A 13223-nucleotide genomic window follows, 5' to 3' on the forward strand; every position below is an offset into this window, starting at 1 on the left:
ATATTATATAATATAGTTAACAATACTATTTCTATTAGGAGGTCTTGAATATGGGTAGATATATTAGAGAGCCGATAAATGGTTTTACCCATTTATTCGGAGCAATTTTATCATTTGCAGGTTTATTAATATTAGTAATAAAAACCACATTAGAAAATCCATCTCCTCTTGCGCTAACTGCCGTGATTATATTTGGAATATCGTTAATACTATTGTATTCCGCATCAGCTACATATCACTTAGTTATCGCAAAGGAAGAAACTATTAAATTTTTAAGAAGATTAGATCATTCTATGATTTTTATCTTAATAGCAGGTTCCTATGCACCATTTTGCTTAATATCATTAAATGGAGTAAAAGGATGGGTTTTATTTGGAATAGAAGTACTTATAGCCATTCTAGGAATTTCATTTAAGCTGATTTGGTTTAAAAGTCCTAGATGGATTTCTACCATTATATATGTAATTATGGGATGGTGTGCAATATTTTTAATTGTTCCATTGTATAAATCTCTATCTAGCATAGGACTTGGATTATTAGTTGGAGGCGGTGTTTTTTATACAATAGGTGCTGTTATATACGGAGCTAAACCTAAATTTCTTAAATTAAAGAAATTAGAATTCCACGAAATATTCCACATATTTATATTATTAGGAAGCCTATGTCAATATCTATGTGTTCTTCTATATGTAATTTAAATATAAAACTTCATTGTAACTATAAAATATACACATAAATAATGGAGGTCTATTACGACCTCCTATTTATTTAAGCATTAAGATTTAAATGACAAGCTACATAATGATCCTTAGATACTTCCTTTAGATTAGGATTTTCTTTGCTACAAATCTCCATTGCATGCTCACATCTATCTCTAAATGGACATGCATTTACATTATCTATTTTATTAGAAATATCATTATCAGCTACATCTATTTTTTTAGAAAAATCCATATTTAAACTAAATACAGCACTCATCAAAGTCTTTGTATATGGATGCATAGCCAAGCTACTTAATTTATGACTTGGTATAACTTCAACTATATTTCCTAAATACATAACAGCAACTGTATGACTCATCTCACTTACTAAAACTATATCATGACATACAAATCCTATAGTAAGATTTCTGTCCTGTTGTATTTTTTTAATCAATTCTATAATATTTTTTTGTATAGAAACATCTAGTGCAGAAGTAGATTCATCCAATATCATAATTTCTGGATTTAGAACTAATGCCCTCGCAATTCCTATACGTTGACGTTGTCCACCACTCATATTATGTTGATATCTATCCATAAATTCTGCTGGAAGCTCAACCATTTCAAGATATTTCTTAGCTACTTCTTCTTTTTGGCTCTTTTTGATTAATCCAAAATTTAAAAGCGGCTCACAAATAATATCCTTAACCTTCATCTTAGGATTAAAGGCTGTTGTAGGGTCTTGAAAAACCATTTGAATATCTCTTCTATGTTGTCTTAATTCTTCGCCCTTTAATTTTGTAATATCCTTACCTTTATATAAAACTTCACCAGATGTAGGCTGTTCAAGCTGCATTATAACCTTCATAAGTGTACTTTTTCCACATCCACTTTCTCCTATGATCCCAAGTGTCTTACCCTTTTCGAAACAAAGTGATACATGGTTGCAGGCTGTCATCTCTCCATTTTTTCCAATTGGAAACTTTTTAACTACATCTTTAACTTCTAATATAGTATTTTCTGTCTTACGCATACTGCTCCTCCTTCCATTTTGGAACAGATGCTAATAATCTCTTAGTATAATCGCTATTTGGATTTTTAAGAATATCTTCTCTAGTTCCTCTATCGACAACCACTCCGTCCTTCATTACAATTATTTTATCTGCCATATATGCTGCTACAGCAAGATTATGTGTTACTACCATAATAGATGTATTATATTTGTCTCTAAGGTCTATCATTTCTCTTACAATTTGTGATTGAGTTGTTACATCAAGTGCACTTGTAGGTTCATCAGCAATTAAAAGCTTAGGTTGAAAAGTCATAGCCATAGCTATTCCAACTCTTTGACGTTGACCACCACTTAGTTGAAATGGATATTTTTTCATTAACTGTTCCGCTTGTGGCAATCTCATCTTGTCCAACATTTCTATAGCTTTTTTCTTAGCTTCATCCTTAGACATTTTTTTATGCACTAAAATATATTCTATAAATTGACTACCTATTCTTCTATTAGGATTTATCATCGAACCACAATCTTGGAATATCATAGATATCTTAGTTCCTCTAATTTCATTCCATTGTTTTTCAGTATAATTCAAGAGAGAATCATCTTCAAAGATGATATCTCCCTTTGTAACCTTACCTTGACCTGGAAGTAAACCCAATACTGATCTTATGACTGTAGTTTTCCCACTTCCACTTTCTCCTACTATAGCTACTATTTCACCTTGTCCAACCTCTAAATTAAAGCCTTCTATTGTGGGACTATTATTTCCATATTGAACTGTTATATTATCGATTTTTAACATAAGATCTATCATCACCTCCAGTTTAAAATTATTCAGCTGGTTTTATATTAGTAGTTATCCAATAGTAATCTGCTGTGTAAACATCTGCACCTTGAACATCCTTTGTACTACACATGTTACTGTTGAAATATCCATGAATTAAAACAGCTGCATCATCTATTAATATTTGTTGCATTTTTTCTATGGTGTCTTTACGTTTATCGTTATCCATTTCTGTTAATAATTCTTCATATAGTTTATCGTATTCTTTGTTTTCATATCCGCAATAATTAGCCTTTGATTTACTGTACCAGTTTTCTAAGTAACCAATTGGATCACCAACAGGAACTGTTAACCAGTTATTAGATAATAAGTCGTATTCGCCGTTTACAAGCTTATTCCATTCAGTATCTGCATCAGTTTCTTGTATGTTAACCTTTATTCCGATTTCTTCTATATTAGCTGCAGTTGCTTCTGTAAATTCCTTTAAACTTCTACTATCATATGTTAAGAATGATAATTCAACATTTTTACCGTCTAATTCTCTATATCCATCTCCATCTGTATCTTTTATACCAGCTTCATCTAATATTTTCTTAGCTTGGTCTACATCATATGGAGTTGCATCCTTTAAATTATCATATCCATAATCTAGACTTGATGGTAAAACAGAATATCCTGGAGTATATACTCCACCTATTGTAGTATTACATAAAGTTTCATCATCAATTGACATAAGAACTGCTTTTCTTAAATCATCGTTTCCAAGAACACCATTTTGATTCATATATGCGAAACCACATCTACCACCAACTGTTTCTGATACATTGTATTTATCTGATTCTTTTATATTTTTTAAATCAGCTGCATTAGTTGCATTTTCAACAACATCGACATCTCCATTTTCAAGTGCCATGTATTTAGTAGTATTGTCTCCTATAAATATTATATTTAATTTTTCATAAGGAACTTCACCATTCCAGTATTCTTTGTTTGCTTCCATTTCTAGTGAAGTACCTTCATTTTTCTTAACTACTACATATGGACCAGTACCTATTGGTTGGTCTGCTATATCTGTATCCGCATCAACATCTATTATTACATATAATGGACTTGCTAAAACAGCACATAAATCAGCATAAGGCTGACTAGTAACTATTGTAACAGTACCTGTTTCATCATCAGCTTTTATAGAATCATACTTCATATATTGAGAAGGCTGAGCACTACCTTTACCATCTTCCTCTTGCTTATATGTATATTCTATAGATTTAACTACTGCTGATGCTGTTAAATCCTTTCCATTTGAAAATTTTACTCCATCTCTTATGTGGAATTTCCATTCAGTATGGTCGTCATTTACTTCATATTTATCAGATAAATATGCTTCTGCTTCCATTTGTTCATTGAATTTGTATAGACATTCACCTATTCCATATCTACTTACACACCAAGCTGCATTTACTATTGATGATGGATCTAGTGAATCAGAGAAATTTGTACATCCAAAATTCAATGTTGTAGAGTCTCCTCCAGAAGAACCTCCATTTGAACATCCTACAACTGCTCCTAACGTCATCGCTGCAATCAATGTTGCCACTAATGCTTTTTTTATTCTTTTAAAAACTTTCATTAAAATTTCCCCCTGTCTTACTTTAAATCTTTATTTTTAACTAGCCTTGCTTTCGCTAGCTTCTTGTCTTACATCTAAAATATCTCTTAAATTGTCTCCTATAAGATTGAATATTATAACTACTATACAAATCGCTAAACCAGGAAATATCATCAACCAAGGACAATTTAATAAATATGCACGTCCTTCATTTAACATAAGTCCCCATTCTGCAGCAGGTGCTTGTGCTCCAAACCCCAAGAAGGAAAGTCCTGCAAGCTCTAATATCATTGTCCCAATATCAGTTGTTGCTGTAATCACTAATGTCGGTAATATATTTGGCAAAAGATATCTAGTTATAATATGTATAGTTTTGCAACCAGTAACTCTAGCTGCATAAATATAATCCTCTTCACATATTTTCAAAACTAAGCTACGAGCCAGTCTAGCGTACTTTGTCCAGCTTACAATCATAATAGCAATAACTGCATTTTTAATACTAGCACCCATAATACCTGCCATCGCAATAGCTAAAACCATACCAGGAAACGAAATCATCATATCAGAAATTCTCATGATGACAGTGTTAACTATTCCGCCAAAATATCCAGCTAAAATACCTGCAACTGTACCGATTAAAAATATCAATAGTACTAATATCAAAGATGCACTTAAAGATACTCTTGTCCCGTAAATCACACGAGATAAAACATCCCTTCCCAATTTATCTGTCCCAAATAAATGTTCTCCATTTGGTGGTTGAAATGCATTTTTCAAATCTCCCTTATATGGATTATATGGCACTATATATGGTGCAAATATTGCTACAAGTACAATAACTATTGCTAGTATGATAAGTGCTGAAAATAATTTGTGTTTTTTTATAAATTCTGTAATATCTTTCATCACTTACCCCCTCTCTCTAACCTTTGGATCTACTAAAGTATATGAAATATCCACTATTAGATTTATAACCATATAAATAAGTGCTATCCAAAGCACATAAGCTTGAATTACTGGATAATCATAAGCTGTAATTGCTGAAACTGCTAAATTACCAAGTCCAGGATATGAAAATATAACTTCTACAACTGCTGTCCCACCTAATAATGAACCTAATGACAATCCCAATAATGTTATCAAAGGTAATAAAGAATTTGGAAATACATGTCTTAAAAGTATCTTTCCATTGCTCAATCCTCTTGCCTTAGCTCCAATTACATAATCCTTGTTTAACTCTTCTAAAACTGCTGTACGAACTTGTCTTGTATATTTGGCCGCCATTGCAAATGCCAATGTTAAAGCAGGCAAAATCATTGATTTAAAGCCTCCACCCACAGCTACTACAGGTAAAAGCTTTAGCTTCAACGCTACAACATATAAAAGTATCAAACCAACCCAAAAGTTTGGTATAGAAACTCCTAAGAAAGTTATCCCTCTTATAGTATAATCAGCTATTTTATTCTGTTTAACAGCTGCAATTATTCCACTCGGAATTGATATCACTAACATTATAATCAAAGATAATAATGCTAATTTCAATGTTGGAACTAATCTTTCCAGCAAGATTCCTATGACAGGCTTCCCTGATGAATACGACGTTCCAAAATCTCCATGAAGACATGAAGTCAACCAATTAAAATATTGTACTAAAAATGGTTTATTTAACCCCATGGCCTCTCTAGTTTGGTTGATTACTTCTTCACTTGGCATTACACCACCAGAAGAATACATCACTCTGACAGGATCTCCTGGTGCCATATATACTAATGCAAAGGTTATAAAGCTTATTCCAACCAATACAACTGCCATTTGAACTATTCTATTTAATATTTGTTTTTTATTCAAAATGCCTCCTCCTTAAAATTTTCCTTCAATATGATTTATATTTATAGCTTTTACTACTTACCATCCATCTCTAAATTATCAAAATATAAAATAAGTGATTTAGCTAGATTTGATAAACTATCTCTTCTTCTATGTATATAGCCAAAGGAAATACTTTTTTCATATGATAAAATAGGAATTGCTTTTATTCCATATTCCTGATACTGATTATTTATAAAGCTACTTCCTATAAATCCACAGCTTGTATTTTTCAATAATTGAATTAGAAAACAATCGCTATTTGTATAAGATACAGAAATATTATCTCTATTATAAAGAAAATCTTCCTTTATATGACCTAATTGACTATATAGAGAATACTGCTTCTCCTGATATTGAACTAATTTAATATCTTTTATAGTAGCTTTATCTACTGACTCTCTTGTGTACAATGGGCTATTTGGACCCACAAATAAATACAACGGTGTCTTTGCTAATTCGTGATATTCTAATCCCTTTGATTTGATAGTTTGTTTAAAGGCAGACATACTTCTTTTTGATATATATACAAAGCCTAACTCTGACTTTCTTGAATGTACTCTCTTGAGAATCTCTTCTACATTAGTTTCAAAAAAATCTATTTGAATATTCTTCTTTGACTCATCATTATAAAATTTAGACAAGTGAAAAGACAAGGTGTCACTAGGGACACTAGATATAGACAACATTTCAAGACCTTGACCTTTTTTAAATTCATTTATAATATTTATATTTTTTAATACTTCTATAGCGTACATATATATACTCTCCCCTTGAGGAGTAATAGTAACACCATTTCTATTACGATTTAATAAAACCATATCTAATTCTTCTTCTAAAGATTTGACTATCTTGCTCACATTTGGTTGCGTTGTAATTAAAGCCTCTGCTGCTGCATGAAAGCTTCCCATATCAACACTAACTACGAAATATTGTAATTGCTTAACATCCATAAAACTATCCCCATTATTATTTTATTTACTATCTACTAAAATTAAAAAACACACCTTATAAAAGTGTGCATAACTACTCTATAAAAAGACCTTTTTAGAACACACCTATGCACCGTAGAATAGTTCTCAATATTATAAAAGCAGGTATCCTGGCTAAAAAGCATTGTCAATTTTTCCTTCCCAGATAAAATATCCAGTGGTATAAAAATCAACCCTTTATCACAGTGACGGGATCGCATTGGATTTTCACCAATTTCCCTATTAATCTATACAAATAGAACTTTTATAACTACCTTTTTTTATTATATGAATAATATAACATACAATTTATCAAAAAGTGACAATTTTTTTAGTCTAGATAATTCCATTTTGTTATACCTTGTAAATACTTTTTTGCAATAAAAAAATGCAATTAAAATAAATTTCTTTATTATAAATTGCATTTTTTATTTCAAATCTATTAAAGCATTTCCATATTGTGTTGTTCTGATATATGATTATTAGCACAGCATTCGCATGTATTTATATTACTTATAAAAGAAACTAATGGATCTCCATTTCTTATCGCTAAAGATGTTGTATTATAAAGTATTTTTCCTGTTACAGGTGAATGATATTCTTTTAAAATATTTCCAAAATAATCTGTAATATACCCGACAATTTGACCTTCTTCAACAGGATCTCCCGCACTATAAGATGGATACCATAACCCATCTTTATCTGAATCTAAGCAATACATACAATGAACATATTCTACTTCTGTTTCCTTAGGTTCATAAGCCTCTCCATCTAATAATCCATAATAATATAAAACATTTAATATTCTATCTTTATATAAAATAGCTTGATCTACATTACATTCACCTCTACAGCCTAATTCAGCTAAAACTCCTGGTATATTATATTTCATGGCCATACCATTTATACTACCACAATCTGAACCAGAGCCTATAACTGGACCTAAGTTCATTAATTCACCTATTTTTCTAGATTGCATTCTTACTTCTTCTGTTGCATCTCTATGATATAAAGTAAAAGGCATTAAATCCTCATGTATATCTCCACTATGCAAATCTAGGAAAAAGTCACTTTGACCGTACACTTCCTCTGAAATAAAATAAGCTAATTGTTCTGTGTGGGTTCCATTTTTATCGCCTGGGAAGCATCTATTTAGATTTTTTCCATCTATCGGTCCTATATACTGCATTTTCGCCTCAAATGCAGATACATTTGTAATGTGTACTAAGATTAATTGTCCTTTTAAGTCCTTTGGCTCTATTTCTCTAGTTAATTTAATTAGCCCGAATACACCTGTATATTCTCCGCCGTGTACAGCTGCTGTTATAGCCACAGTTTTACCTTCTTGAGCTCCATTAATTAATGTAATTGGAATTTTTACATCATAGCTATCATTTACCTTTAGGCTTACATTTCCTTGTATTTTTTCTCCTGGATTTGCAACTAAATTTCCAACTTTTAATACTTTTTTATTCATATATATTCGCTCCTATTTATTGTCTGTCATTCTCATCGCTCTCATGGCATTAAGTACTGCTATTAAAGCAACTCCAACATCTGCAAATACTGCTTCCCACATGTTAGATACTCCACCAGCAGTTGCTATTAAAACTATGATTTTTACACCTAATGCAAATATTATGTTTTGCCATACTATTTTATTAGTCTTTTTAGATATTGCTATAGCTTTTGCTATTTGACTTGGTTCGTCGTTCATTATAACTACATCAGCTGCCTCTATAGCTGCGTCTGATCCAAGTCCACCCATCGCTATACCTACATCTGCTCTAGCTAAAACTGGAGCATCGTTTATACCATCTCCAACAAAAGCAACTTTTTGTTTTTCTGTTCTACCTTGGTAGATTTCTTCTATTTTTTCTACTTTTTCATCTGGTAGTAGGTTTGAATATACTTTATCTAATTTTAATTCTTCTGCTACTGAATCTGCAACTTTTTTGTTGTCTCCAGTAAGCATAACTGTTTGTTTGATTCCTATTTCCTTTAATTTTGCTATTGCTTGTTTACTGTCTTCTTTGATTTCGTCTGATATTACTATATATCCAGCAAATTTGTCCTCAACTGCTACATATACAACTGTACCTACTTCTGTAACTTTTACATATTCTATATTATTAGCCTTCATTAATTTTTCGTTACCAGCTAAAACTATTTTTCCATTGTAGTTTACCTTTATACCATGTGCTGCTATTTCTTCATACTCTCCAATTCTACCTAAATCTAAGTCCTTGTTGTATGCTGCAACTATTGATTTAGCTATTGGATGGTTTGAGTTTGCCTCTGCATATGCTGCATATTCCATAAGCTCATCTTCTGAAACATTTACTGCGTTTACTTTTGTTACATCGAATACGCCTTTTGTAAGTGTTCCTGTTTTATCAAATACTACAGTGTCTACATATCTCAATGCTTCTAAGTAGTTACTTCCCTTTATTAACACACCGTTTTTAGATGCGAAACCAATTCCACTAAAGAAAGTAAGTGGTATTGATAAAACTAATGCACAAGGACAAGAAACAACTAAGAATGTCAATCCTCTCAATACCCAATCGTACCAAACTGCTTTGCTTGAAATATCTATTACCATTGGAGGTATCACAGATATTATAACTGCCAATCCTACAACTATTGGAGTGTAGTATTTAGAGAACACGCTTATGAAGTTTTCAGTTTTTGCTTTTTTACTACTTGCATTTTCAACTAAGTCTAATACCTTTGAAACTGCTGATTCTCCAAAGTCCTTAGTTACCTCGATAGTTAACAATGCATTTTTGTTTATAAAACCTGAAAGAACTTCATCCTCTACATTTACACTTCTAAGCACTGATTCACCAGTAAGTGCTGATGTATCTACCATAGAAGAGCCTTCTATTACTATACCGTCAAGAGGAACTCTCTCACCTGGTTTAACTACTATTATATCTCCAATTTCTACTTCTTCTGGATCTACAACCTCTATATCATTTCCAATTTTTAAATTAGCTATATCAGGTCTTATTTCCATTAAGGCTGAAATTGATTTTCTTGATTTACCAACTGCTAATCCTTGTAAAAATACACCTAATTTGTAAAATACCATAACACCAACTGCTTCTGATGTTTCTCCTATTAATATTGCCCCAACTGTAGCAACTGTCATTAAGAAGTTTTCATCGAATACCTTACCGTTTTTAATATTTTTAGCAGCCTTTAATAATACATCTCCTCCAACTATTAAATAAACTGCTATGAATAATACTGTACTTATGATGCTTCCTTCACCATGACCACCTATCATCTCTTGAGCAAATGTTACGGCATATACGATTATACCTACTATTAATCTCAATTTATCTATCTTATCTTTGTCGAACTTCTTTTCAACTGCTTTGTTTAATTCTTTGTTTTGAGATTTTGAAACACCTTTTACTTGTATATTTATGCAGTGTTCAAGGTTTTTAACTATTTTTGCAACCTCTTCTACTACTTCTCTTCTAGATACACTTCCATCTAATTCTACATCTAGCATGCAATTTCCGAAATCTAGAGTAGCATCTTTTACACCTCTTGATTGTTTTGTTTCAAATTCTATTTGGTTGGCGCATTGCATACATTTTAAGTTTTCTAATTTTAATTGTAGCTGTCTAGAATTACTCTTTCTGTTGTCGTGTACTTGTATGTCAAGCCCTGGCTCTGTTGTATTTATTATATCTAATACTTTATTTATAACTATGTTTCTACTAACTCCATCTTTTAATTCGAAGCTTAATTTCTTATTTACAAAGTTTAAATTTGATATTTCTACTTCATCTAATGCTTCTACCTTTTGGTTGATTACTTCTGCACAATGTGCGCAATCTAATCCACCTAGAGTCATGTCTACTTTTTTATTGTTGCCTTTGCTAGAAGATTTTTCGATAACTTGAATATCAAGCCCTGGTTCTGTAGTATTTATTATGTCTATTGCCTTTTGTATAGTTAAACTTCTGCTAGCTCCATCTTTTAATTCAAAGCTTAATTTTTTATTTACAAAGTTTAAATTTGATATTTCTACTTCATCTAACGCCTCTACCTTTTGGTTGATTACTTCAGCACAGTGTGCACAGTCTAATCCACCTAATATCATATCGACTCTTTTGTCCTGTGTTTTTTTAGATTTTTTGCTCTCCATTACTTGAATATCAAGTCCTGGTTCTGTTGTATCTATTATATTAATTACTGTTTCTATAGTTTTGGCTCTATTTGAAACATCCTTTAATTCAAAGCTTAATTTTTTATTTACGAAATTTAAATTTGAACTTTGCACTGCATCTAAATCAGAAACCTTTTGATTTATCACTTCAGCACAATGGGCACAGTCTAATCCACCTAATATTATATCCACTCTCTTATCTTGACTATTAAAGCTTGGTTTATCCTCACTCGTTTTTCTAAAAGTACTTATCTTTAATGAAGAATCCATAGTCTTTATCAATGAAGACAATTCTTCAACAATAGCGCCTTCTTCTTTTGATGAGTCAAGAGATACAGTTAATATCTTTTCTCCAGTATTTACTGCACATGATTCTATTCCTGGAACATTGACAGCCAAAAGTTCTATCATCTCTGCTATGTCTTTAGTCAATGTACCTTCAACAAACAATTCTTTTTTAACTAAAGCTGCTGTACTCATTGTTATTCCCCTTTCTTCTCTTAATGTTTATACATTTCCTCTATATGGTGTAATCCACAAGCAAATATTTGACTTATATGTTCATCGTCTAATGAATAAAATACTGTCTTACCCACTTTTCTAAATTTAACAAGTCTCGCCTGTTTTAGTACTCTAAGCTGATGCGATATAGCAGATTGAGTCATACCCAATGCATTAGCTATATCACAAACACACATTTCTTCTTTGAATAAAATAAATATAATTTTTATTCTAGTTGGATCTCCAAATACCTTAAATAATTCAGCTAAATCTAAAAGCATTTCTTCTCCTGGCATATCACCTTTTATTTTTTGCACGATGTCTTCATGATCGTGCTTACATTCACATTCAACTATATTTTCATCATTTATATCGTATTTCATAATAATTCCCTCCATATTAAACAAACATATGAATAACTGTTCATATATTATAATAATAGTTCCTTTATTGCTTTTTAGCAACATATTTTTTAAATTTTTTTATTAGATTTTAATTCCATTTTGTTATGATTTATTTTTTGATTTATAAATAATTACTTTAAACATATATTTTTCATTAATTTAATATATATATTATTAGAAAAATTTTTAATTGCTTCATTTAAAAGGAAAGGAGAATTTACATGAATAATAACAATAGAAAAGAAAATGTAAACTCTAATTATATATATCCTCAGCCTTATATAGATCCTATGGTTTATTTAAATCCTTATTATTCTTCAAATATGCAGGGATATCAATATAATAACAATCAAGGATATATCGATTATTCTCAGTTTAACAACGGATACATCGATTACTCTCAATTTAATGAAAGCCAAAATAATACTACACCCGAACAAAGTTATGTAAAAAATCAAAACGAAGAGTACACTAATATTCCGCCTGAAGAGGATTTTAATATACCTTATATACCATACTATCCACCTTCAAACATGTCTAACAACACACAAAATATACCTAATATGATACTTCCAAATACTCAACACCAAGGTTTACCACCTAATATGATAAACCAAGGTTTTTCAAATCAAAATCAACAAAAGCCAAATCCTGAAGGTATGCCAAACCAAAATTTCCAAAACATGAATATACCTTATAACCAAATGTCTTATATACCTCAACCTATGCCTTATATGGGATACGTTCCTATGACAAAGCCTATGTACCCTGCAAATATGTTCCCTAATATGTATCCAGAGGTATTTCCTAACATGATGTATCCAAACTATCCTTTTGTAAATATGGGACCTGATATGTCTAATATAAATATGGAAGAATTTGATGAAGAAGAAATGTAATTTTTCATAAGGAAAGGGAGCTCACTGCTTTAAAGTGGCTCCCTTTTATTATATTAAATATTAATCTAATATCTATTTATTAGCTTTGCGGTTTCTGTTGTAGTTGATTAAGCATCCAGCTTTAACTATTTCTTTTTCGTCGTTTGTCATATCAGCTATGTATAGGCTTAATTCTTTTATTTCATCTCCTATAACATAAGCTTTTATGTCCTTCATATCTCCATCTAATGCTTTTCTTATATTTGGAACGAATATATAATCTCCAACTTCGAACTCAGCATCTGCTTCCA

The 13223-nt window shown here is 31.2% G+C and carries 12 protein-coding genes and 1 riboswitch; of the genes, 2 read left to right on the forward strand and 10 right to left on the reverse strand.

Going from position 1 to position 13223, the window contains the following annotated elements:
• Positions 1 to 50: 50 nt before the first annotated feature.
• Positions 51 to 698, forward strand: coding sequence for a PAQR family membrane homeostasis protein TrhA (gene trhA, locus ACI3VO_RS12645; RefSeq protein WP_320925456.1), 648 nt, complete (start codon positions 51 to 53; stop codon positions 696 to 698).
• 70 nt (positions 699 to 768) lie between these two features.
• Here trhA and ACI3VO_RS12650 read toward each other — a convergent pair whose 3' ends face one another.
• The 9 genes from ACI3VO_RS12650 to ACI3VO_RS12690 all read right to left on the reverse strand — a co-directional run bounded on the left by ACI3VO_RS12650 (position 769) and on the right by ACI3VO_RS12690 (position 12013).
• Entirely contained in the window at positions 769 to 1734 is a 966-nt protein-coding gene (locus tag ACI3VO_RS12650) for an ABC transporter ATP-binding protein (RefSeq protein WP_439758260.1), read from the reverse strand.
• The gene (locus ACI3VO_RS12655) at positions 1727 to 2512 is read right to left on the reverse strand and encodes an ABC transporter ATP-binding protein (protein WP_439758261.1); all 786 of its coding nucleotides are present in this window, start codon (positions 2510 to 2512) and stop codon (positions 1727 to 1729) included. Before ACI3VO_RS12655 ends, ACI3VO_RS12650 begins: the two co-directional genes overlap by 8 nt.
• A 28-nt stretch (positions 2513 to 2540) precedes the next feature.
• Positions 2541 to 4124, reverse strand: a complete 1584-nt coding sequence (locus ACI3VO_RS12660; RefSeq protein WP_439758262.1) for an ABC transporter substrate-binding protein — start codon at positions 4122 to 4124, stop codon at positions 2541 to 2543.
• A 36-nt stretch (positions 4125 to 4160) separates the two neighbouring features.
• Positions 4161 to 5009, reverse strand: a complete 849-nt coding sequence (gene nikC, locus ACI3VO_RS12665) for a nickel transporter permease (RefSeq protein ID WP_439758263.1) — start codon at positions 5007 to 5009, stop codon at positions 4161 to 4163.
• 3 nt (positions 5010 to 5012) lie between these two features.
• Positions 5013 to 5951, reverse strand: a complete 939-nt coding sequence (gene nikB, locus ACI3VO_RS12670; protein WP_439758264.1) for a nickel ABC transporter permease — start codon at positions 5949 to 5951, stop codon at positions 5013 to 5015.
• 53 nt (positions 5952 to 6004) lie between these two features.
• The gene (locus ACI3VO_RS12675) at positions 6005 to 6922 is read right to left on the reverse strand and encodes a LysR family transcriptional regulator (protein ID WP_439758265.1); all 918 of its coding nucleotides are present in this window, start codon (positions 6920 to 6922) and stop codon (positions 6005 to 6007) included.
• A 122-nt stretch (positions 6923 to 7044) separates the two neighbouring features.
• Positions 7045 to 7222, reverse strand: a riboswitch (cobalamin riboswitch).
• A gap of 160 nt (positions 7223 to 7382) precedes the next feature.
• Complete coding sequence (locus ACI3VO_RS12680) at positions 7383 to 8417, reverse strand: M14 family metallopeptidase (RefSeq protein ID WP_439758266.1); 1035 nt, start codon at positions 8415 to 8417, stop codon at positions 7383 to 7385.
• A 12-nt stretch (positions 8418 to 8429) separates the two neighbouring features.
• A complete protein-coding gene (locus ACI3VO_RS12685) occupies positions 8430 to 11609 on the reverse strand; it encodes a heavy metal translocating P-type ATPase (protein ID WP_439758267.1) in 3180 nt (1059 codons plus the stop codon).
• 20 nt (positions 11610 to 11629) lie between these two features.
• The gene (locus tag ACI3VO_RS12690; RefSeq protein ID WP_439758268.1) at positions 11630 to 12013 is read right to left on the reverse strand and encodes an ArsR/SmtB family transcription factor; all 384 of its coding nucleotides are present in this window, start codon (positions 12011 to 12013) and stop codon (positions 11630 to 11632) included.
• Positions 12014 to 12255: 242 nt separating this feature from the next.
• Between ACI3VO_RS12690 and ACI3VO_RS12695 the strand changes: the two genes are divergently transcribed.
• Positions 12256 to 12933, forward strand: a complete 678-nt coding sequence (locus ACI3VO_RS12695) for a hypothetical protein (protein WP_439758269.1) — start codon at positions 12256 to 12258, stop codon at positions 12931 to 12933.
• Positions 12934 to 13005: 72 nt separating this feature from the next.
• Here ACI3VO_RS12695 and ACI3VO_RS12700 read toward each other — a convergent pair.
• The coding region (locus ACI3VO_RS12700) for a hypothetical protein (protein WP_439758270.1) at positions 13006 to 13223 on the reverse strand (218 nt) is incomplete at its 5' end.

The organism is Intestinibacter sp., from assembly GCF_051866655.1.
Classification (GTDB): domain Bacteria; phylum Bacillota; class Clostridia; order Peptostreptococcales; family Peptostreptococcaceae; genus Intestinibacter.